Consider the following 21,085-nt stretch of genomic DNA (forward strand, 5'->3'; position numbering starts at 1 on the left):
CCCCGCAGCAGGATCGCTCCTGCGGCGGGGGTGCGGTGCGTTCCGGGGCCCTCGGCCGCGGTCAGCCGGGGCGGCGCAGCACCGCCGCGGCCAGCGCCAGGCAGGCCACGGCGGCCAGGCCGACGAAGCCGCTGACGGCGGGCAGCAGGCCGAACCGCTGGGTGAGCGCGCCGACCGCGACCACCGGGGCGGAGCTGCCCAGGTAGACGATCACCCAGAGGGCGGAGAGCTCGCTGCCGCGGCGCTCCGGGTCCATCGCCGCGGAGGCGGTGGTGAACAGCGAGCGGAACGCCACGCCCTGGCAGGCGCCGCCGAGGACGCTGCCGATGAAGAGCAGCGCAGGGGTCCCGGTGTACTGGGCGGCGACCACCAGGGCCAGCCCGGCCGCCAGGCCGGCCATCCCGAGGGCGATCACCAGGCGGTCCGAGGTCGGCGGCACCAGCAGCTGCGCGGCGGCCGAGGAGCCGAGCAGCAGGGCGGCCACCACGGCGCCGGTCATCCGGGAGGGGGAGTGCAGCAGCTGTGCGGAGAAGGACGGGGCCAGGCTGAGGTAGGTGCCGAAGACCGCGTACGAGGTGAACCCGGCCGCCGCCGCGAGCAGGAACTCCCGGCGGCCCCGGCGCGGCAGCCGCAGCCGCTGCGGCCGCAGGTGGGCGGGGGTGGTGATGCGCGGCGGGGAGGCCGGCGGGCGCTCCCGGCCGGGCATCCGCGGGTGCACCACGGCCAGCGGGACGCAGAGCGCGAGCAGCGCCAGGGCGTGCAGCAGAAAGGGGGTGAGCAGCGGGTGGGCGCCACCGGAGAGCGAGGCGCCGACGATCGGGCCGAGCGCGACACCGCCGGCCGAGCAGGCCAGGGTGAGCTTGGCGGCCAGGGTCGGGTGGCCGGGCAGCAGGTCGCCGAGCGCGGCGCCGGCGGCGCCGGTGGACAGGCCCACCGCGATGCCCTGGACGGCGCGGCCGACGGCCAGCTGCCAGAAGCTCCCGGCGGTGGCGAAGAGCGCGTCACCGGCCGCGGCGAGCGCGATCGCGGGCAGGATCAGCGCGCGCCGGCCGAGGTGGTCGGACCAGTGGCCGACCGCGGCGAGCACCGGGATCAGCGCGAAGACGTAGACCGTGAACAGCCCGGTGACGGCGATCGGGGTGAGCCCGAGCCGGTCCGCGAGCACCGGGTAGATCGGGGTGGCCAGGTTGGCCCCGATCAGCAGGAGCAGCAGGGCGGCGGCGACCAGGCCGACGCGGATGCCGCGCAGCGCGTTCCAGCGGCTGATCGCGGCGAGCCGGAGCTGGGTACGGGGGGCGAGCTCCGGGGGGAGGAGGGCCTCCGACAGTCGGCGTCCGGGGAACCGGGTGGCTCCGGAGGCGACGCGGGAGAGGTCCGCCATGGCAGGGATCTCCTGTGGCCGGGCACCACCGGGCCGGGCCGGGCCCGGGGTGGTGGCACGGCGGAGGAGCCCGGTTGGGGCGAGGTGTGCAGAACGGGGGGTGGGCTTCGTCGCCCGGGGGGCTCGCGCGGGGTGTGCACGGCGCCCAGCGAAGGATACGTGCTCCCGAAGGCTGGTCGGCGCCGTGCCCCCGGTAGGCCGGGCATCGGCTGTGCCCGCCCGATACGCTGGGTGGACGGACCGACACACAGCGATCGGTCCGGCAGTGCCCACCGTCACCACGGGAGATCGCGCAACGATGGCCGGACGAAGCCGCAACACCCCTGAACACCCGTCCGCCGCCGCCGGCGGTGAGCCCGGCGAGGGCCTGCTGCCCGCGGACTTCGAGCTGGCCGACCTGTACGGCGCGCGGGGCGGCGACGAGGAGGACCTGGACGACTCGGCGGTGCTGGTCCCGCCGATCACCCTGCCGCCGGACTCCGAGCTGGTGGCGGCCGCGCTGGCGGTGCCGCTGATCGCGCACGCCGTCGCGCTGGCCCGCTGGACGCTGCCGCACCGCGCGGTGGACGAGTTCGGCGACCTCACCGACGGGGACCGGGAGGCCGCGGCCCGGCTGCTCGGCCTCGCCCCCGCCGAGGGCGAGGTGTCCGAGGAGGCGGTGGTGGAGGCGATGCGGGCCTGGGCGCTGGCCTGTGACCTGGACCTGGTGGAGACCGGCACCACCACCGAGGGCGAGCACGCGGCGATCCCCGGGCCGGATCTGGAGGCGGCGGAGCAGGGCGACCCGTCCGTCGTCCTCGGCCTGTGGCTGGACGCCGCCGGGATCATGCGGGAGCTGGCCGCCGAGGCCGACTCGCTGGCTCCCGAGGGGGAGGGCGAGGAGGACGAGGAGGACGCGCCGGAGGACGAGCTGGCCGACGTGGAGCAGGCCCGGGAGGCCGCCGCCGACCTGCTCGACGAGGCGCTGCAGGTGCTGTACGAGATGACGGCCTTCGCCGAGCCGGGCGAGGAGACCGTGCCGCTCGGGGTGCTCGCGGCCCTGCTGGTGGTGCCGGAGGGTGAGGAGCCGGACGAGGAGATGCTCGGTGACATCACCGACCTGATGGTCACCCTCGACCCGATGCTCGGCGACCTCGCGGAGCTGGGGCTGCTGGAGCACCGGCCGATCGACCCCGACCTGTTCGAGGAGGAGGACGCCGAGGGCGGGGCGCAGACCGAGGGCGGGGCCCGGGCCGAGGCCCCGGCCCAGGGGGATCCGGACGAGCAGGAGGCGGCCCGGTTCGGGACGGTGCGGCTGACCCCGCTCGGCCAGTACGCGGTGCGCGAGTGGCTGATGGAGCAGGGCTACGACGCCCCGCTGGTCGGCGAGCTCGCGGAGGGCGACGCCGAGACGCTGCTGCGTGGCATCACCGAGTCCACCAACGTCCTGCCCGACCAGGAGCTGCTGGCCTGGCTGGAGGGGCGGGAGCCCGAGGGCGCGGCCCGGGAGCTGCTGGCGGCGGCGCGCGGCCGGGACGCCCAGGGCCCGGTCCGCCGGATGCTCTGCGTGGTGGCGCTGGACGAGCTGGGCGGGCCGGCCCGGCCGGCCGTGCACGAGGTGGTGGACGACCCGGAGCTGGGCGGCGCGGCCCGGGCCTGGCTGCGTGCCCAGGGCGAGGAGGTCGCCGCGCCGGAGCGGTCGGTGGCGCTGTGGACGGCGGTGGACTCCTTCGCGGCCGTGCTGCTGACCAGCGAGGGCGACGCCGGGCGGCTGCGCGAGCTGGTCGCGGGCCTGCCGGTCACCGACAACCCGGCGAGCTACTTCGGCGAGCTGTGGCGGGTCGATCACCCGTACACGGCGCAGGTGCTGGAGATCGTGGGAGAGCTGCACCTGGACCGGGCGGTGGCCAAGGAGGCCCGGAAGGCCGCCTTCAGGGCCAGGTCGCAGCAGCGGTAGCGCGGACGGGGGCTCGGTCGAGCGGCAACCCGGGAGCGGGCTGCCGGGGCGCGTCCTACGGCAGGTCGAGCTGGCCCGCGGCGGTGAACGGGAAGAACGGGTTGTGGGCCAGCTCCCACAGGTGGCCGTCCGGGTCCTCGAAGTAGCCGGAGTACCCGCCCCAGGAGGTCGCGGCCGGCGGCTTGACCACCGTCGCGCCGGCCTGGACGGCGGTGGCGAGCGCGGCGTCGACCCGCTCCTGGGACTCCAGGTTGACCGCCAGGGTGACGCCGCGGAAGCTCGGCTCACCGGCGGCCGGCAGACCGGCGTCGGCCGCCAACTCCTCGGTGGGGAAGAGCCCGAGCACCGAGTCGGCGGTGCGGAACCAGACGATCTCCGGGCTGGAGGCGGCCGAGCGGTGCCAGCCGAGCGCCTCGTAGAAGGCCGTGCTGCGGGACAGGTCCGAGACGCCGAGGGTGACGATGCTGATCCGGGCGGGGAAGTCGGTGGTTGCTGTCATGGCGCTCAGCGTAGGCAAGGTTACTGACATCGGCGCCCGGGCGTGGCCGAGCCGCTGATCCGGTAACCGTACGGGGGAAGCTGATGGCTCAGCAGGTGGCTGGGCCGTATGGTGGGGCGGACGCGGTGCGGGCGGCGGGGCGGAGCCCGGCCGGCGGCCCGTGGACCACAGGCGAGGCGAGGACGCGGGGGTGCGGCAGAGGATGAAGAGGCAGCGCACGAGCGGGCCCCAGGATCCCGAGGACTTCTACGCGGACCACGAGGCCTACAACCGCGGGGTGCTGGCCGCCGTGGACTTCCCGGTGTACGGCGTGGAGCGGGTGGTGCCCGACAGCACCCAGGCGCGCGTCGACGGTGGCGCGCCCCCGAGTGCCGCTCCCGCCCCGGAGTTGGACGGCGAGGCCCGCGACGCCCTCGCCGAGTACGAGCTCTGCAACGGCGAGCTGGGCTGGGTCGAGATCCGCTCCGGCGACTGGAGTTCCCCCGAGGGGCCGTACGTCACCGTGCGCACCTACCGGCCTGGGGCCGAGCGCGGGCTGCTGCTGCCCGAGCTGGAGGACGTGGTCGAGGACGAGCGCGACCGGGTCTACGACCAGTTGGGCATCGACGAGGGCGACGGGCCGGGCCGGGTCCGGGCGATGCGCGAGTGGATCACCGTCGAGGGCGAGCCGCGCGCGGTGCAGATCCACGAGGACCGGCGGCCGGACGCCGAGGCCCGGCCGGTCTGGGCCGGCCGGCTGCACCTGGACGGCGTCACCGTGACGATCACCGGCCGGGGCGTGCCGCCCGGCGGGGTCGAGCTGCGCCGGATCGGCGACTTCGAGCGCTACGTGCTCGGTCGCACGGCGCTGCTGCGGCGACTGGCGGAGCGTCAGCGAGCCGCGGACGTACCGGTCCAGGAGCGGGAGCTGCCGCCGGTCAGCGGTCTGGAGGCGCACCGCGCGGTGGTCGAGCACAGCGTCAGCGAAGTGGTGGTGATGGAGGCCCAGATGCGCTCCCGGCGGGCGCCCAGGCTGCCGCGCCGGCTGCGCGGGGAGGCGGGCACGCTGCGCTGGGAGGCCGCCGTGCGGCAGCAGATGAGGCTCGCCTCGGAGAGCCGGGACGAGGCGGGCGAGGCGGTGGGCGCGATGGTCAACCAGCTGACCAGGCTGGCGCAGAACACCGACTGGCTGGTGGGCACCGCGGAGGGGCGGGCGGCGGTCGAGGAGGTCATCCGGTACACCGTGTTCGCCAGCGAGGTGGCGAGCCTGCCGGCCCAACGCGCCTGGGACCGGCTCTGGTCGGGCGGCCCCGCCGAGGGGTCGGCGGGCACCGAGGAGGCCTGGCTCGCGGCCTGGGAGCAGTGGCGGCTGGAGCGGGCCCAGCGCTGAGGGCCGTCGGTGGCCCCGGTCGGGCAGCGTACCCGGCCGCGTGGGGGCGGTAAAGGCCAGGTCATGGAATTGAATACGGTTGGCAAATGACCACGCTGACGCCGGGTCGGATTCACCCGGGGTTCACCCTGCGGGCCCAGCCTGCTGGGCGTCGACGGTCTCCGTCGAAGACCCCTCAAGCCGCAGCAACGGGGCGTGCCCCGGCGGCGGCCATCCCACAGGAGTGACCGATATGCCGCTGTCCCGTCGGGACTTCGTCAACCGTTCCACGCTTCTCGGCGCCGGCGTGCTGGTGGCCGGCAGCGCCGAGGTGCTGGCCACCGCGCCCGGCGCGATCGCCGCCCCCACCGGCGGCGAGGCCCCGGCGGCCGAGTCGGTGGAGGCCGCCCGCCGGGCCACCGGCTACGGCGAGCTGCTCAAGGACCCGGCCGGGATCCTGGCCCTGCCGCACGGCTTCACCTACCAGGTCATCACCTACACCGGGAAGACCAAGCTGGTCACCGGCGAGTCCACGCCGAGCAACCACGACGGCACCGCCGCCTTCCCGGGCAAGCACGGTGGCACCCTGCTGGTCAACAACCACGAGCTGGCCGGCGCCCGCAGCAGCTGGCCGCACCCGGTGCCGCTGCTGGAGGGCCACGTCTACGACCCGGGTGCGGCCGGCGGCTGCACCGTCGTCGAGGTGCGCCAGGGCGGCAGGAAGGTCACCGAGTGGGTCGGCATCGCCGGCACCGCCACCAACTGCGCCGGTGGCGCCACCCCGTGGGGCACCTGGCTGTCCGGCGAGGAGACCGAGGACAAGGCCGGCAAGAACGGCTTCACCAAGGACCACGGCTACATCTTCGAGGTGGACCCGTACGACCAGGCGGCCAACCGCGACCCGCAGCCGATCAAGGCGCTGGGCCGCTACGCCCACGAGGCGGTCGTCGTCGACCAGCGGCGCGGCCACCTCTACCTGACCGAGGACGCCTCCAACCCGAACGGCCTGCTGTTCCGCTGGACCCCGCCGGCCGGCTTCCACCACGGCAAGGGCAAGCTCCGCAAGCTCGCCGCCGACGCGGGCAAGCTGGAGGCCTTCAAGGTCTTCGACTCGCACGGCACCTTCGTCGACGACCTCTCCCGGGCCGTCAAGGTCGGCACCACCTACGGCGTGGACTGGGTGAACGTCCCGGACCGCGACGCCAGGACGGTCTCCGTCCGCAAGCAGTTCACCGACGGCCAGGTCACCCGGGCCCGCAAGCTGGAGGGCATGTGGTGGGGTGACGGCGGCTTCTACTTCGTCTCCAGCTTCGCCCGCACCGAGAGCCCGGTCCAGCACGACGGCCAGGTCTGGTTCTACAACCCGGCCCGCCGCACCATCACCCTCAAGGTGCTGCTCGGCGTCAACACCGACGTGATGGGCGACCACGGCAACTACGACGGCCCGGACAACATCACCGTCTCCCCGTACGGCGGCCTGGTCATCGCCGAGGACGGCGAGGGCCAGTCGCACCTCTTCGGCACCACCGAGGACGGCCGCACCTACCCGATCGCCCGCAACGACCTGAACATCGGCACCGCCGAGAAGCCCGAGTTCAGCGAGTTCACCGGTGTGACCTTCTCGGACGACGGCGAGACCCTGTTCGCCAACATCCAGGTCCCCGGCATCATGGTCGCGATCACCGGCCCGTGGTGGCGCCTGCAGCACCGCCGCGGCCACGGCTACGACTACTGAGCCGACCGCCCGCACCGCCGGTACCGCCCGTCGAGGGTCCGCACGGGACCTTCGGCGGGCGGTCCGCGTGGTGCGGGTGACGGCCCGCCGGGGTTTCGTCACCGCCGGGGCGCCGTGCGCGGGTGCCCGCGGCCGGGGCCGGGCCGCGACCGGCGGGTCGGGTGACGCTAGCCGGTGGATTCGTCACGTCCCGCGGCCGGCTCCGGCGCCCGGCGGGTGCGGTAGGCCCGGGTGCGGCAGCGCGCCGAGCAGTACCGGGCCGGCCGCCCGCCGCGGCGGGTGCCGGCGGCCGGGGCGGGCAGCGGCGCGCCGCACTGGGAGCACGGCGCGGCGGCCGGGCCGTCCGGCGCGTCCTCGGCCAGGAAGTCGGTCAGCCCCAGGCGCTCGGCGATGGCACCCGCCTGGAACCGGCTGGTGGCGCCCAGGGTGTCCAGCAGCTCGGACACGTGGCGGCGGCAGGTGCGCAGCGAGATGCCGAGCCGGCGGGCGATCGACTCGTCCTTGAGCCCCTTGGCGAGCAGCACCAGGATGGTCTGCTTCAGGGTCTCGGACACCTCGTGGGCGGCCTGCGGGCCGGTGGTGAACGGGGAGGCCTGCTGCCAGTCGCGCTCGAACACGGCCAGCAGGAAGGCCAGCAGGGACGGCTCGCGGACCAGCAGCGCGCCGTGCGACTCCGGGCGGGCCGGCAGGAAGGCCAGCCGGCCGTCCACGACGATCATCTGCGGCAGGACCTCGGGCAGCGTCCGGATCTGCGCCCCGGCCGCGATCAGCTGCTCGGCGTGCACCCGGGTGGGCCGGTCGAAGCGGGTGGTGTGCTGGTACAGGCTGCGCATCCGGACGCCCCTGGCCAGCAGCTCCAGGTCGCGGGGGCGGGCCTCGGCCAGCGCCCGGGCCGGGAAGGACCCGCCCGGCTTGCTGATCAGCACCTCCCGCCGGCAGTGCTGCACGGTCTCGGTGAGCACGGCGCGCACCGCGTGCTTGTCGGCCAGCAGGTCCACCGCCGCCTCCGGGCGGGCCTGCTCGCGGCCCTCCAGGTACGCCGGCATCAGGGCGGAGAAGAAGTCCCGCAGCTCGTGCACCTGCTCGCGGCGGGTCCGCAGTTCGGCCTCCCGGACCCGTAGCGCCTGCTCCTGCCCGGCCAGCACCTGGGCGCCGGCCGCCTCCGGACTGACCGCCCGCCAGCCGGATCCGAGCGGGTCGCAGGGCTCGTCCGCGCCGTCCGGCCGCAGCAGCCCGGCCGCCACCAGCGCCGCCACCGCCGCGGACCAGCCGGCCTCGTCCAGACCGGTCTGCGCCATCGCCCGCCGCCGCACCGCAGGGCCGAGCCCCTCGTGCCGGACGGCCCAGCGGTAGAGCGACAGGGTGCCCTCGTCCAGGGCCGGCCGGGCCGGGACCGGGCCGTCCTGACCGTCCATCGGGATGCCTCCTGTAGCTGCAGTGCACGGAGTTGACCGCGATGGCCCCTCGTGGACCGGCCACCCTCCTGGCAGGGTCGTGACCAGCACGAGGCAGGGCGCCGCGAACCGGTGCCCCCGTGCGCCGTTCGTCACAGCACAGTGGGGGATCTGATGAAGCGAATGTTCGCATACCTGCTGGTCGCCGCGGTTTTCGGGGCACTCGCCCAGACCGCGTCCGGGCCGGCCACCGCCGTCGCCCCGGGGTCGGTGCGCGCGGGCCTCGGGCCGGCCGGGTGGGGCCGGGTGGGCCTGGGGCCGACGGACCCCTCGGACCAGCGGTGCGAGGGCATCGTGCCGGTCACCACCGCCTGGGGCGACTGCCACCGCCCGCACTACAGCTGATCGGTCGCCGGCCCGTCCGCCACCTCGGGAGACCCCTGCCATGGACGACCGCTACGAGCGGCACTGCCTTGCCGATCCGCTCTTCTACGACGAGCCCGGCCGGGCCGAGCCGGCCGCCGACCGCTACCCGGCCGCGGCCGCCGACCCCGCGCCCGGCTGGCGCAGGATCGAGCACGGCCCCTGGGTCGACCACCTGCCCCCGCGGGAACTGCCGGAGCAGGGGTGGAAGATCCATGTCTCCGCGGTGCCCGCCGAGGCGCCACGGGTGATCGAGCTGGTGCTGGAGCACTGCCGGGCGGCCGGCCTGGCGGTCAAGTTCCTCCGCTCGCCGCAGGCCCTGCTGCGGGCCAACGGCAAGTACGCGGACCGGCGCTCCAGCGGCAAGCTGCTCACCGTGTACCCGCCGGACGAGGCGGCCCTGCGCACCGCACTGGAGGAGCTGTCCGGCCGGCTCGAGGGCGTGCCCGGTCCGTACGTGCTCAGCGACCTGCGCTGGGGCGAGGGCCCGCTGTACCTGCGCTACGGCTCGTTCACCGAGCGCTGGTGCACCGATCCGTCCGGCGCCCGGGTGCTGGCGCTGCGGGGGCCGGACGGCACGCTGGTCCCCGATCTGCGCGGCACCGTCTTCGAGCTGCCGGCCTGGGTCCGGCCGCCGGACTTCGTCGCGGAGGAGATCGACCGGGCCGCGCGCCGGGGCGCCGGGGAGGCGTTCCCGTTCACCGTCGAGCGCGCCCTGCACTTCTCCAACGGCGGCGGCGTCTACCTGGCCACCGACCGGCGCGACGGCCGCCGGGTGGTGCTCCGGGAGGCCCGCCCGCACGCCGGTCTCGACCAGGACGGGCGGGACGCGGTCGAGCGGCTGCTGCACGAGCGGGACGTGCTCCGCGCCCTGGCGGGCCTGGACTTCGTCCCCGAGCTCCACGAACACCTGCGCGTCTGGGAGCACCACTACCTGGTCGAGGAGTACATCGAGGGCGAGCCGCTGGAAGTCGCCTTCACCCGCCGGTGCCCGCTGGCCAAGCCCGAGCCGAGCGCCGCCGACCTGGCCGAGCACACCCGCTGGGCGCTGGACGTGCTCGACCAACTGGAGCGGATGCTGGCGCGGTTGCACGAGCGCGGGCTGGCCTTCGGCGACCTGCACCCCGGCAACGTGCTGATCCGCCCCGACGGCCGGTGCGCCCTGGTGGACTTCGAAGTGGCCTTCCCGCTCGACGCGCCGGACGGACCGACCCTGGGCGCGCCGGGCTTCGTCTCGCAGGCCGCCCGGCGCGGCCCGGCGGTGGACGCCTACGCCCTGGCGGCGCTGCGGCTCTACCTCTTCCTCCCGCTGAACATGCTGGTCCCGCTGGACTCCGGCAAGGCCGCGCTGGCCGCCCGGGAGATCTCCCGGCTCTACCCGGTACCGGCCGGATTCGAGCGCGGCGCCCTGGACGCCTTCGACCGGGCGGTCGGCGGCCGGCCGCCCGGCGGCGCCGTCCAGCGGGCCGGCGGTCCGCCCGCCCCGGCGTGGCCGCAGGCGCCGGCCGCCGACACCGCGGCCTGGCGGGCGGCGATGGACTCGCTCGCGGCGGGGATCCTGGCCGCCGCCACGCCCGAGCGGGCGGACCGGCTCTTCCCGGGGGACGTGGCCCAGTTCGACCCCGGCCCGCAGGCACTCGGCCTCGCCCACGGCACGGCGGGCGTGCTGTACGCCCTGCACGCCTGCGGGTACCCGGTGCCCGACGAGCACCTGGACCGGCTGCACACGGCGGCCCTGCGGACCCCGGAGCCGGCGCCCGGCCTCTACCACGGCCTGACCGGCGTGGCCTGGGCACTGCGCCGGCTCGGCCGCCCGCAGCAGGCCGCCGACCTGATGACCCGGGTGCTGGCCACCGACCCCCCGGACGGCCCGGGGCTGGCGGCCGGCCGGGCCGGCCTCGCGGTCGGCCTGCTCGACCTCGCCGAGGCCACCGGCGACCGGGCCTTCGCCGACCGCGCCTTCGACCTGGCCCGCACGCTGGCCGCGGGGGCCGACCGCGGCCGGCCGGCCCGCGGGCTGCTGGCCGGCGGCACCGGGCTCGCCGCGCTCTTCCTGCGGTTGTACGAGCACACCGGCGAGGAGCACTGGCTCGCCGCGGCCGAGCGCGCCCTGCACGCCGAAGTGCGCGACGCCGCCACCACCGACGGCATGCTGGCGCTCAGGGAGGAGGGCGGCAACCGCCTGCTGCCGTACCTGGGCGCGGGCGGGGTCGGCACCGGTCTGGTGATCGCGGCGAACCCGGCGCTGCGCGCCGAGCCCGCCCTCGCCGCCGCCCTGGCCGCCGCCGACCGGGCCTGCCGGCCCAGGCTGGTCGCCGCCCCGGGCCTGTTCGAGGGCCGGGCCGGCCTGATCCTGCACCTGGCCCGGCGCGCCGGCGACCCGGCCGCCCGGGCCGTCCTCGACCGTCAACTGGCGGAGCTGTCATGGCAGTTGGTCGGCCTGCGCGGGCAGTACGCCGTGCCCGGGCGACGGCTGCATCGGCTCTCCACCGACCTCGCCACCGGCGCCGCGGGCGTGCTGCTCGCGGTGCACGAGGCCACCGCCGGGCCCGTCCCGCTGCCCGGGATCACCGACTTCCCGCGGTACTGACGCCGCGGGAGCACCGACGTCCCGCGGTACCGACGCCGCGGGAGCACCACCCCTCACCGGAAGAGAGGCACCACCATGTCCGAGATCCTCGCCCTGCAGGGCCTGACCGCCGACACCGACACCGCCGCCGAGGCGGGCCTGGGCAGCCACTGGAGCAGCGTCGCGCACTACCGGGCCAACCAGCCCGTCGACGACCAGGCCTGAGCCGGCCGCGCCGCCCGCCGAGGACCCGTCAGGCGTCCTCGGCGGGCAGCCGCAGTTGCAGCATCGCCAGCAGCCGCTGCTGCGGCTGCGCCAGGTCGATCCCGGTCAACTGCTCGGCCCGGCGCACCCGGTAGCGCAGGGTGTTGGGGTGGATGTGCAGGGCGTCCGCCGCGAGGCGGACCTCGCCCAGGGCGTCCAGCCAGGCCAGTACCGACTCGGCCAGCCGGGTGCCGTGCCGCCGGTCGTACTCGGCGAGCGCCGTCAGCCGCGGGTCGCGCAGCCCGGCGCGCTCCTGCAGCAGCGCCAGCACCTCGCTGACCAGCACCTCGGCCTGGACGTCGAGCAGCGCCGCCACCTCCAGGTCGACCCCGCCGCGGCCCATCGCGTCCAGGATCCGGTCGGCCTGGGCCCGGGACTCCGGCACCGCCGCCAGACCGTCCACGGTGGAGCCGATCGCCGCCCGCAGCTCCACCCCGAGGTGTTCCCGGGCCGCGGCCACCACCTCCTGCGCCCAGCTGCGCAGGGTGGCCAGCGGCAGCGCCGGCGGCAGCTCCGGCAGCAGCACGTAGACCCGGTCCTCGATCGGGGCGAGCAGGGCGCCGCGGTGCCGGGCGGCGGTGTGCACCGAGATCAGACCGGTCACCTCGGCCCTGGTCAGCTCCCGCTCCGGGCCCTGGCCGGCCGCGTACGCCAGCACGGTGGCCGGGCGCCGCAGGCCGAGGCCGAGGTGGGTGGCCAGCGACTGCGGGCCGGTGGAGCCCTCCAGCAGACCGGTCAGCAGGGTCCTGGTCAGCCGGACGTCCGCCGACAGCTCCCGCCGCCGGCGGATCAGCTGCGCGGCCGCCACCCGGGCCGCGCCGACCAGCGCCTGCTCGGCCAGCGGGGCCAGCGGCCGGGCGCCCTCCTGCACCCAGATGGTGCCCAGCGGCTGGACCCCCGCCCGGATGCCGATCGCCAGCCGACGCCGGATGCCCAGCTCCGGGTGGGCGTCGATCTCGATCACACTGTCCGAGCTGCGCAGATGCTGGAAGATGCCCCACTCGCGGAGCTTGGACAGGTACGGCTCGGGGCCCTGCCAGCCGAGGATGGACAGCCGCCGCAGGTCGTCCACCTCGTCGGTGTCCGAGGAGCGGGAGTAGGCCAGCACCCGGCTGGAGGTGTCCTCGATCGAGACGATCCCGCCGGTCAGCACGGCCACCGTCTGGGCCAGCGAGAACAGGTCACCCGCGTTCGGCTCGGCCGACACCGGTGCGTCCGGCCCCGCGATGATCGCCCGGGCGAGCGAGTCCAGGTGCTCCCAGCGGGTCTCCCGGCGCACCGACAGCAGGGCCACCCCGGCCTCGGCGGCCGCTTCGCGCAGCGCGTCCGCCTGCCCCGGGGCGTCCAGCTTCACCGCCACCGCCGCGGCGCCGGCCCGGCCGGCGGCCCGCAGTGCGGGCAGGGCGGCGCGGCCGCGGGCGCCGATCGCCAGGACCAGCTCACCGGCGGAGGCGGTGGCCGGGTCCTCCGGGTCCAGGATCGCCACGTCCCGGACCGGCACGTCCAGGCCGGCCGGGGCGGCCTGCAGCTCGACCAGCGGCTCGCCCAGGGACATCAGCAGCTGGCGCAGCGGGATGCCGCCGGCGGGGGCGGGGGCGGTCACGGGCCTCCTTCATCCGGTCGGACAACTCCGTCCGGATGACTTTAGCCGCCAGGCCAATCATGTGGCCTGTCCGGCGGGCTTAGCGTTCGTCCATGGCCGCCGTGTGACCCGCGTCGGCTCCCCGCCCACGACTCGAAGGAGAGCGCGCCCCATGGATGCTGTGACCCAGGTCCCCGCGCCGGTGAACGAGCCGGTCCGCAGCTACGCCCCCGGCAGCCCGGAACGGGCCCGCCTGGAGGCCAAGCTGAAGGAGCTGGGCGGCCAGGAGCCGATCCAGCTGACCATGACGATCAACGGGGAGCGCCGGATGGGCGCCGGCTCCGAGATCCACGTTGTTCAGCCGCACAACCACGCGGCACGGCTCGGCACGCTGCGCAACGCCACCCAGGACGACGCGCGCGACGCCATTGACGCTGCCCTGGCCGCCGCCCCGGCCTGGCAGGCGCTCTCCTTCGACTCGCGGGCCGCGATCTTCCTCAAGGCCGCGGACCTGCTGGCCGGCCCCTGGCGCGAGACGCTGGCGGCCGCCACCATGCTCAACCAGTCGAAGACGGCCCAGCAGGCGGAGATCGACTCCTCCTGCGAGCTGATCGACTTCCTGCGCTTCAACGTGCACTTCGCCCGGCAGATCATCGCCGAGCAGCCGATCTCCTCGGACGGCGTGTGGAACCGCAGCGACCACCGCGCGCTGGAGGGCTTCGTCTACGCGATCACGCCCTTCAACTTCACCGCCATCGCGGGCAACCTGCCCACCGCCCCGGCCCTGATGGGCAACGTGGTGCTGTGGAAGCCCTCCCCGACCCAGCAGTACTCCGCGCACCTGCTGATGCAGCTGCTGGAGGCGGCCGGCCTGCCCAAGGGCGTCATCAACATGGTCACCGGTGACGGCCTGGCCGTCTCCGAGGTCGCCCTCAAGCACCCGGACCTGGCCGGCATCCACTTCACCGGCTCCACCGCCACCTTCCAGCACCTGTGGCGCGAGGTCGGCAACAACATCGCCGGCTACCGCACCTACCCGCGGATCGTCGGCGAGACCGGCGGCAAGGACTTCCTGGTCGCCCACCCGTCCGCCGACCGCGCCGTGCTGAAGACCGCGATGACCCGCGGCGCCTTCGAGTTCCAGGGCCAGAAGTGTTCGGCGCTGTCCCGCGCCTACGTCCCGGCCTCGATCTGGGCCGAGATCAAGGACGACTTCCGCTCCGAGGTCGACTGGCTGACCATGGGTGACGTCACCGACCTGTCGAACTTCATGAGCGCGGTGATCGACGAGCGCTCGTTCGCCAAGAACAAGGCCGCGATCGACCGCGCCAAGGCCGACCCGAAGGTCGAGATCCTGGCCGGCGGCAGCTACGACGACTCGGTCGGCTACTTCGTCCGCCCGACCGTGCTGGTCTGCCAGGACCCGGCGAGCGAGTACTTCCGCGACGAGTACTTCGGCCCGATCCTCGCCGTGCACGTCTACGAGGACGAGAAGTACGACGAGATGCTGGCCCAGATGGAGTCGGTCTCCAGCTACGGTCTGACCGGCGCGATCATCGCCCAGGACCGCGCGGCCGTCGAGCACGCCATGCGGGTGCTGCGCCACGCGGCCGGCAACTTCTACATCAACGACAAGCCGACCGGCGCCGTGGTCGGCCAGCAGCCCTTCGGTGGCGGCCGGGCCTCGGGCACCAACGACAAGGCCGGCGCCAAGCAGAACCTGATGCGGTGGACCTCGACCAGGTCCATCAAGGAGACGTTCGTCCCGCCGACGGACTACCGCTACCCGCACATGGGCTGACCGGCCCAGGTGCCTCCCCGGGGCGGCGGTGCCCACCCTCACGCCGCCGCCCCGCCCCCTTCTCCCTGCTGAACCATCTCCAGGAGTACCGATGCTCCGTTCCGCCCTCCTCGCCGCGTCCCGCTCCCCGCAGGTGCGCACCCTGGTCGAGAAGTTCCCGCCCACCCACGCGATAGTCGAGCGCTTCGTCGCCGGCGAGCTGCTCGACCAGGGGATCGCGGCCACCGACGAACTGGTCGCCACCGGCCGCAAGGTGACGCTCGACCACCTCGGCGAGGACACCAAGGACGCCGCCCAGGCGGCGGGCACCGCCGAGGCGTACGAGCACCTGCTCGCCGCCCTCGGGGAGACCGGCCTCGCGGCGAACGCCGAGGTCTCGGTCAAGCTGTCGGCGGTCGGCCAGTTCCTGCCGGCCGACGGTGAGAAGATCGCGCTGGAGAACGCCCGGCGGATCTGCGAGGCGGCCGCGGCGGTCGGCACCACGGTCACCCTGGACATGGAGGACCACACCACCACCGACTCCACCCTGTCCATCGCCCGCGAGCTGCGGGTGGACTTCCCGTGGCTGGGCGTCGTGCTCCAGGCCTACCTGCGGCGCACCGAGGCGGACTGCCGCGAGTTCGCCGCCGCGGGCTCCCGGGTGCGGCTGTGCAAGGGCGCCTACAAGGAGCCGGAGTCGGTCGCCTTCCAGGGCAAGCGCGAGGTCGACCTGGCGTACGTCCGGGCGCTCAAGGTGCTGATGGCCGGCGAGGGTTACCCGATGATCGCCTCGCACGACCCCAACATGATCAAGATCGCCGGGCAGCTGGCCGAGTGGAACGGGCGCTCGCGGGACAGCTTCGAGTACCAGATGCTGCTCGGGATCCGGCCGGAGGAGCAGCTGCGGCTGGCCGAGGCGGGCAACACCATGCGGGTGTACCTGCCGTACGGGCAGGAGTGGTACGGCTACTTCATGCGGCGCCTCGCGGAGCGCCCGGCCAACCTCACCTTCTTCCTGCGCGCGATGGCCACCCGGGGCTGACCGGTACGCGCCCTCGCGGGGCGGGTCGCACCCCGGTGCGGCCCGCCCGGCCGGCGTACCCGGCCCACCCGTCAGAGGAACGGCTTGCTGTCCACCTCGAAGTCGAACGGCGCCGGGAGCACCAGCGGATGCCCGAAGGGGGCGTGCCGGACCTCGGTGTACTCGTCCCGGTGCGGCGTGGCGAACAGCGTCAGCCGCGACCGCTCGCGGTCGACCAGCAGGTAGAGCGGGATCTCCGCGCGGGCGTAGCAGTGCCGTTTGGCCACCCGGTCCTGGGCGGGCTTGCCGGAGGTGACCTCGACGACCATCGCCACACCGGCCGGATCCATCCACGGCGGGGCGCCGCGGAACAGGCGGAGTTCCTCCGGTGCGAACGTCAGATCCGGGATCACGTGGTTCCGGGGGCAGAGCCCTCCGCTCACGAGCCTGAGCCCCTTGTAGCCGGAGACGCTCATGTCCACCGCGGATTGGCGGATCACCTGCCTCACCAGCTGGTTGACGCAGTCCTCGTGATCCCCGTCCGTGGGTGGTGCCACGACGATCTCTCCCTCGATGAGCTCGGCCCGGAAGCCCTCGGGGGTGTGCAGGCCGAGGAAGCCCTCCAGCAGGATGTCCTCCTGCGTCGGCGCGTCCTGGGCCGGTAGCTCATGTGCCATGGCACTCATGATGCCCCTCCTCTGGGTGCAGGTCACGCTACGAGGACACGAGCGCCGTCGGGACGCATACGGTGGATGTTCGCCCGATCGGATGAGGGTGTCCGGGATTCAGCCGGCGGGCTCGTCCCACAGGTCGGTGCGGTGGGCGGCGACCTGGGCGGCGATCCGGGACAGGGCCTCGGCGGCGGGGCGGGGGTCGAGGCGGCGGCCGTCCCGCAGGCGCAGGGCGACCTCGCCGGCCGCGGCCTCCCGGGGGCCGATCACCGCCTGGTACGGGACGAGGCGGGCCTCGCGGATGCGGGCGCCGAGGGAGCCGCGGTAGGGCTCGGCGAGGTCCGCGCGCAGACCCCGGTCGAGGCAGTCGGCCACCAGGCCCCGGGCGGCGGGCAGTTCGGCCTCGGAGACCGGCAGGACCACCAGCTGGGTGGGCGCCAGCCAGGCCGGGAAGGCGCCGCCGTACAGCTCGATCAGGTGCGCGACGAGCCGCTCCACGCTGCCGATGACGCTGCGGTGGACCATCACCGGCCGGTGCTTGGCGCCGTCCGCGCCGATGTAGTGCAGGTCGAACCGCTCCGGCTGGTGGAAGTCGATCTGGACGGTGGACAGGGTGGCCTCGCGCCCGGCCGGGTCGGCGATCTGCACGTCGATCTTGGGCCCGTAGAAGGCCGCCTCGCCCTCGGCCTCCTCGTAGCCGATCCCCGCGCCGTCGAGGACCTCCACCAGCAGGGCCGAGGCGCGCTCCCACAGCGCCGGGTCGGCCACGTACTTCCCGCCCGGCCCCGGCAGCGACAGCCGGTGGCGGACCGGGCGGATGCCGAGCGCGGCGTACGCCTCGCCGATCAGCTCCAGCGCCGCCCGGGCCTCGGCGGCGGCCTGCTCCAGGGTGCAGAAGATGTGCGCGTCGTTCAGCTGGATCGCCCGGACCCTGGTCAGCCCGCCCAGCACGCCGGACCGCTCGGCGCGGTACATGCCGCCCAGCTCGGCCATCCGCAGCGGCAGCTCCCGGTAGCTGTGCGGGCGGGAGCGGTAGATCAGCGCGTGGTGCGGACACAGGCTCGGCCGCAGCACCACCTGCTCCCCGCCCAGCTCCATGGGCGGGAACATGTCCTCGCGGTAGTGCGACCAGTGGCCCGAGATCTCGTACAACTCCCGCTTGCCGAGCGGCGGCGAGTACACGTGCCGGTAGCCCGCCCGGACCTCGGCGCCCCGGACGTACTCCTCCAGGGCGTGCCGCACGGCGGCGCCGTCGGGCAGCCAGTACGGCAGCCCGGCGCCCATCAGCGGGTCGGTGTCGAACAGGTCCAGCTCTCGGCCGAGCTTGCGGTGGTCGTGCATCGCGGTCTCCTCGCGGGTACAGGGGGCGAGTGGACACGCGGCGAAGCCCCGGGGCACTCGCCCCGGGGCTTCGACAGCAGGCAGTCGTCAGCGCGCCGGGACACTCTCCGGCGTCGTCGTCACGACTGCGGCACGCTTCATGCCGGCCACGCTAGCAGGGGCCGGGCCCCGGACGGGAGCCGGTTTTCCGAGCCGCAGCCCGAGCCGCAGTCCGAGCCGCCGAACGGGCCGCTGCCACCCGGGTCGCCCGGCGGCGCCCGGGCGGTCAAGGTGGAGGGAGGAGCACGACCCCAGCGTCCAGGAGGCGATCATGGCCGACGTCGACGTGCTGGTGGTGGGAGCCGGTCCGGTCGGCCTCACCGCCGCGCTGGAGCTGGGCCGCCGCGGTGTCCGGTGCCGCATCGTCGACCGGCTCGCCGCCGCCCAGCCGTACGCCAAGGCGGTCGGCATCCAGCCCAGGACCCTGGAGATCTGGGACGCCATGGGCCTGGTCCGCGAGGCGTTGGACGCGGCCGTGCCGATGCGCGGCCAGCTGATGTTCGTCAACGGGCGGCAGGTGGCGCGGGTCGACCTGGAGCTGCCCGCCGACATCCCGTACCGCTTCGCGGCGCTCCCGCAGTACGCCACCGAGCGGCTGCTGGCGGACCGGCTGGCCGGCCACGGGATCGGCATCGAGCGGGAGACCGAGCTGCTCTCCTTCGAGCAGGACGCCGAGGAGGTGCGGGCGCTGCTGCGGCTGCCCGACGGGAGCGAGCAGCAGGTGCGGGCCGGGTACCTGGTCGGCTGCGACGGCGCCCACAGCGCCGTCCGCAAGGGCCTCGGACTGAGCTTCGAGGGCGACGCCTTCCCCGAGCAGTACATGCTGGGGGACGTGGAGGTGGACTGGGACCTGCCCCCCGGCTTCGGCATCCGCTCCACGCACACCGACGACCGCGGCGCCACCGACGACCTGCTGGTCTGCATCCCGCTGCCCGGCCACTGCCGCTACCGGGTGTCCATGCTCGTCCCGCCCGAACTGGCCACCGACGGCAGCCCGGACGGCGTGGCGCACGGGCTGGACGGCCACCGCGCGCCCGAGCTGCACCACATCCAGGCGGTGCTCGACCGGCTCTCGCCGCGCCGCACCACCGCCTCCACGCTGCGCTGGGCCTCGGTCTTCCGGATCAGCCACCGCCTGGTGGACCGCTACCGGGTGGGCCGGGCGTTCGTGGCCGGGGACGCCGCGCACATCCACCCGCCGACCGGTGCCCAGGGCATGAACACCGGGATCCAGGACGCCTACAACCTGGCCTGGAAGCTGGCCCTGGTGATCGGCGCGGGCGCCGGGCCCGGCCTGCTCGACAGCTACCACGCCGAGCGCCACCCGGTCGGCGAGGAGGTGGTGGGCCGTACCGTGCGGCACGCCCGGGCCGGCATCGACGGGGACGGCGACGACCTCCCCACCGTGCTGCGCCGGGAGGCCCAGCTGCTGGTCGGCTACCCCGACAGCCCGATCGTCGGCCCGGCCGACCCCACCCTCGTCGGCCCGGCCCCCGGCGACCGCGCGCCGGACTGCGCCGGCCTCGCGCGCGACCTCGCGACCTACCCGCTGCGCCTGTTCGACCTGATCCGGGGGCCGAACCACACCCTCCTGCTGTACGCGAACCAGACCACCGCGCCGGCCGAGCTGCACGCCTGCGCGGCGGCGGCCCGGGAGGCCGCCCACGGCCGGCTCGACGCGTACGCGGTGCTCACGCCCGACGCGGACCTGCGCGGGCTGCTGCTGCCGGCCGTGCACGACACCGCGGGCGCCTTCCGGGAGGCCTACGCCGCCCGCCGCGACGAGGCCTTCCTGATCCGCCCGGACGGCTACCTCGGCCACCGCACGCAACCGGCCGATCCGGCCGCCCTCGCCGCGCACCTGTACCGCACCTTCGGGTAGCGCGCCGGCCGGCGGAGCCCGATCAGAGCATCGCGGCGGCCGGCTTCACCATGCTGCGGGCGGTCTTGGCGTCGACGTACTCGCCGAGGGCGGTCATCACCCACTCGCCGGAGAACTGGCGGACCAGCTTGCACATCGCCACGCCGGTGTGCGGCTCGGACTGGGCCAGCTCGAAGCGGACCAGCTCCTGGCCGCTGCCGGCGTCGACCAGGCGGCAGTAGGCGTTCTTGATGTCGGTGAACTTCTGGCCGGAGAAGGAGTTGACCACGAAGACCAGGCCGCAGACCTCGGCGGGCAGGCCCTCCAGGTGCACGGTGATCGCCTCGTCGTCCCCGGCGCCCTCACCGGTGAGGTTGTCACCGGAGTGCGCGATGGCGCCGTTGAAGATCGAGAGCTTCATGAACCAGGCCGTCTCGATCTTCTTGCGCTGGGCGTCGAAGGCGATGCAGGAGGCGTCCAGGTCGATGTTCCGGCCCTGGCCCGCCGGCTCCCAGCCGAGGCCCATCCGGACCGAGGAGAGGAACGGCTTGCCGCCCTTCTCCAGCGAGACCGAACCGCCCTTGACCAGGTTGACCCGGCCCTTGTCCAGCGTGATCTTGCCGACCGAGGGCGGGCCGTTGGGCCGCGGCGGGGCGGCCGGTGGCGCGGGCGGTCCGGTGGGCCGGGCCGCGGCCGGGGCGGGCGAGGCGGCCGGGGCGGCCGGGGCGTCGTCCACCGAGACGCCGAAGTCGGTGGCGATGCCGGCCAGTCCGTCGGCGTACCCCTGGCCGACCGCGCGGATCTTCCACTCGCTGCCGCGCCGGTAGACCTCGACCACCACCAGCGCCGTCTCCCGGCCCAGCCGGGGCGGGGTGAAGGTGGCCAGCACCCGGCCGGTGGCGGTGTCACGGACCGTCGCGGTCGGCTCGGTGCCGGCGAAGGTGGCGCCCGCGTCGTCCAGGCTGGCCGTGATGACCACCTTGTCGATGCCGGCCGGCACCGCGGTGGTGTCCACCGTGATCGCGTCCGGCTTGCCGCCGGTGGCGGGGCGGTGGGTGACCCCGGGGCCGTTCGGCGCGTTGAAGAAGACGAAGTCGGCGTCCGAGCGGACCTTGCCGGCCTCCGTCAGCAGCAGGCCGGAGACGTCCAGCGCTTTGGGCGCCGTCACCTCGACCGTCACCCGGGTGGCGGCGAGCGGCGCGTTGCCGCCCTGGGTCAGGACCGTGGTCACAGGTCTCCTC

At 74.9% G+C, this 21,085-nt stretch carries 16 protein-coding genes; 9 read left to right on the forward strand and 7 right to left on the reverse strand.

Annotated elements, in window-relative coordinates; genetic code table 11:
* Positions 1–61: 61 nt before the first annotated feature.
* Positions 62–1,381 carry an MFS transporter gene (locus AB0K43_RS05430; RefSeq protein WP_363636013.1) on the reverse strand — a complete coding sequence of 440 codons (1,320 nt, stop codon included), beginning with the start codon at positions 1,379–1,381 and terminating at the stop codon, positions 62–64.
* 298 nt (positions 1,382–1,679) lie between these two features.
* Here AB0K43_RS05430 and AB0K43_RS05435 point away from each other — a divergent pair, with 298 nt between their 5' ends.
* Entirely contained in the window at positions 1,680–3,317 is a 1,638-nt protein-coding gene (locus AB0K43_RS05435) for a hypothetical protein (RefSeq protein WP_363636015.1), read from the forward strand.
* A gap of 55 nt (positions 3,318–3,372) precedes the next feature.
* Here the strand turns inward: AB0K43_RS05435 and AB0K43_RS05440 are convergent, their stop codons facing one another.
* On the reverse strand, positions 3,373–3,816 hold the full coding sequence (locus tag AB0K43_RS05440) for a VOC family protein (protein ID WP_363636017.1): 444 nt from the start codon (positions 3,814–3,816) through the stop codon (positions 3,373–3,375).
* 202 nt (positions 3,817–4,018) lie between these two features.
* Here AB0K43_RS05440 and AB0K43_RS05445 point away from each other — a divergent pair, with 202 nt between their 5' ends.
* Both AB0K43_RS05445 and AB0K43_RS05450 read left to right on the forward strand, forming a co-directional pair.
* Complete coding sequence (locus tag AB0K43_RS05445; RefSeq protein WP_363636019.1) at positions 4,019–5,185, forward strand: hypothetical protein; 1,167 nt, start codon at positions 4,019–4,021, stop codon at positions 5,183–5,185.
* 232 nt (positions 5,186–5,417) lie between these two features.
* A complete protein-coding gene (locus AB0K43_RS05450) occupies positions 5,418–6,899 on the forward strand; it encodes an alkaline phosphatase PhoX (RefSeq protein WP_363636021.1) in 1,482 nt (493 codons plus the stop codon).
* Positions 6,900–7,066: 167 nt separating this feature from the next.
* On the opposite strand, the gene AB0K43_RS05455 is transcribed toward AB0K43_RS05450, so the two are convergent.
* Entirely contained in the window at positions 7,067–8,314 is a 1,248-nt protein-coding gene (locus AB0K43_RS05455) for a LuxR C-terminal-related transcriptional regulator (RefSeq protein ID WP_363636023.1), read from the reverse strand.
* A gap of 153 nt (positions 8,315–8,467) precedes the next feature.
* Between AB0K43_RS05455 and AB0K43_RS05460 the strand changes: the two genes are divergently transcribed.
* The 3 genes from AB0K43_RS05460 to AB0K43_RS05470 all read left to right on the forward strand — a co-directional run bounded on the left by AB0K43_RS05460 (position 8,468) and on the right by AB0K43_RS05470 (position 11,510).
* The gene (locus tag AB0K43_RS05460) at positions 8,468–8,698 is read left to right on the forward strand and encodes a hypothetical protein (protein ID WP_363636024.1); all 231 of its coding nucleotides are present in this window, start codon (positions 8,468–8,470) and stop codon (positions 8,696–8,698) included.
* Positions 8,699–8,738: 40 nt separating this feature from the next.
* Positions 8,739–11,306, forward strand: a complete 2,568-nt coding sequence (gene lanKC / locus AB0K43_RS05465; RefSeq protein ID WP_363636026.1) for a class III lanthionine synthetase LanKC — start codon at positions 8,739–8,741, stop codon at positions 11,304–11,306.
* 75 nt (positions 11,307–11,381) lie between these two features.
* Positions 11,382–11,510, forward strand: a complete 129-nt coding sequence (locus AB0K43_RS05470) for a hypothetical protein (RefSeq protein WP_363636028.1) — start codon at positions 11,382–11,384, stop codon at positions 11,508–11,510.
* 28 nt (positions 11,511–11,538) lie between these two features.
* Here the strand turns inward: AB0K43_RS05470 and AB0K43_RS05475 are convergent, their stop codons facing one another.
* Positions 11,539–13,152: a helix-turn-helix domain-containing protein gene (locus AB0K43_RS05475; RefSeq protein ID WP_363636030.1), complete on the reverse strand. Its 1,614-nt coding sequence runs from the start codon at positions 13,150–13,152 to the stop codon at positions 11,539–11,541.
* Positions 13,153–13,303: 151 nt separating this feature from the next.
* Between AB0K43_RS05475 and pruA the strand changes: the two genes are divergently transcribed.
* Entirely contained in the window at positions 13,304–14,932 is a 1,629-nt protein-coding gene (gene pruA, locus AB0K43_RS05480; protein WP_363636032.1) for an L-glutamate gamma-semialdehyde dehydrogenase, read from the forward strand.
* Between the two features lie 91 nt (positions 14,933–15,023).
* Complete coding sequence (locus tag AB0K43_RS05485) at positions 15,024–15,953, forward strand: proline dehydrogenase family protein (protein WP_363636034.1); 930 nt, start codon at positions 15,024–15,026, stop codon at positions 15,951–15,953.
* 71 nt (positions 15,954–16,024) lie between these two features.
* Here AB0K43_RS05485 and AB0K43_RS05490 read toward each other — a convergent pair whose 3' ends face one another.
* Positions 16,025–16,618 carry a Uma2 family endonuclease gene (locus tag AB0K43_RS05490; RefSeq protein ID WP_363636036.1) on the reverse strand — a complete coding sequence of 198 codons (594 nt, stop codon included), beginning with the start codon at positions 16,616–16,618 and terminating at the stop codon, positions 16,025–16,027.
* A 99-nt stretch (positions 16,619–16,717) separates the two neighbouring features.
* Entirely contained in the window at positions 16,718–18,001 is a 1,284-nt protein-coding gene (gene thrS, locus AB0K43_RS05495; RefSeq protein WP_363636038.1) for a threonine--tRNA ligase, read from the reverse strand.
* Positions 18,002–18,254: 253 nt separating this feature from the next.
* Here thrS and AB0K43_RS05500 point away from each other — a divergent pair, with 253 nt between their 5' ends.
* Positions 18,255–19,865, forward strand: a complete 1,611-nt coding sequence (locus AB0K43_RS05500; RefSeq protein WP_363636040.1) for an FAD-dependent monooxygenase — start codon at positions 18,255–18,257, stop codon at positions 19,863–19,865.
* A gap of 22 nt (positions 19,866–19,887) precedes the next feature.
* On the opposite strand, the gene AB0K43_RS05505 is transcribed toward AB0K43_RS05500, so the two are convergent.
* On the reverse strand, positions 19,888–21,063 hold the full coding sequence (locus tag AB0K43_RS05505; protein ID WP_363636286.1) for a TerD family protein: 1,176 nt from the start codon (positions 21,061–21,063) through the stop codon (positions 19,888–19,890).
* Positions 21,064–21,085: the final 22 nt, after the last annotated feature.

Origin of the sequence: Kitasatospora sp. NPDC049258 (genome assembly GCF_040678895.1) — a bacterium.
GTDB lineage: Bacteria > Actinomycetota > Actinomycetes > Streptomycetales > Streptomycetaceae > Kitasatospora.

What these genes read in the sequence shown, in the direction of transcription:
- lanKC (WP_363636026.1), top strand. Translation starts at nt 8,739, where the DNA reads ATGGACGACCGCTACGAGCGGCACTGCCTTGCCGATCCGCTCTTCTAC.
- AB0K43_RS05485 (WP_363636034.1), top strand. Translation starts at nt 15,024, where the DNA reads ATGCTCCGTTCCGCCCTCCTCGCCGCGTCCCGCTCCCCGCAGGTGCGC.
- AB0K43_RS05445 (WP_363636019.1), top strand. Translation starts at nt 4,019, where the DNA reads ATGAAGAGGCAGCGCACGAGCGGGCCCCAGGATCCCGAGGACTTCTAC.
- AB0K43_RS05460 (WP_363636024.1), top strand. Translation starts at nt 8,468, where the DNA reads ATGAAGCGAATGTTCGCATACCTGCTGGTCGCCGCGGTTTTCGGGGCA.
- AB0K43_RS05455 (WP_363636023.1), bottom strand. Translation starts at nt 8,314, where the DNA reads ATGGACGGTCAGGACGGCCCGGTCCCGGCCCGGCCGGCCCTGGACGAG.
- pruA (WP_363636032.1), top strand. Translation starts at nt 13,304, where the DNA reads ATGGATGCTGTGACCCAGGTCCCCGCGCCGGTGAACGAGCCGGTCCGC.
- AB0K43_RS05450 (WP_363636021.1), top strand. Translation starts at nt 5,418, where the DNA reads ATGCCGCTGTCCCGTCGGGACTTCGTCAACCGTTCCACGCTTCTCGGC.
- AB0K43_RS05435 (WP_363636015.1), top strand. Translation starts at nt 1,680, where the DNA reads ATGGCCGGACGAAGCCGCAACACCCCTGAACACCCGTCCGCCGCCGCC.
- AB0K43_RS05470 (WP_363636028.1), top strand. Translation starts at nt 11,382, where the DNA reads ATGTCCGAGATCCTCGCCCTGCAGGGCCTGACCGCCGACACCGACACC.
- AB0K43_RS05490 (WP_363636036.1), bottom strand. Translation starts at nt 16,618, where the DNA reads ATGAGTGCCATGGCACATGAGCTACCGGCCCAGGACGCGCCGACGCAG.
- AB0K43_RS05500 (WP_363636040.1), top strand. Translation starts at nt 18,255, where the DNA reads ATGGCCGACGTCGACGTGCTGGTGGTGGGAGCCGGTCCGGTCGGCCTC.
- AB0K43_RS05440 (WP_363636017.1), bottom strand. Translation starts at nt 3,816, where the DNA reads ATGACAGCAACCACCGACTTCCCCGCCCGGATCAGCATCGTCACCCTC.
- AB0K43_RS05430 (WP_363636013.1), bottom strand. Translation starts at nt 1,381, where the DNA reads ATGGCGGACCTCTCCCGCGTCGCCTCCGGAGCCACCCGGTTCCCCGGA.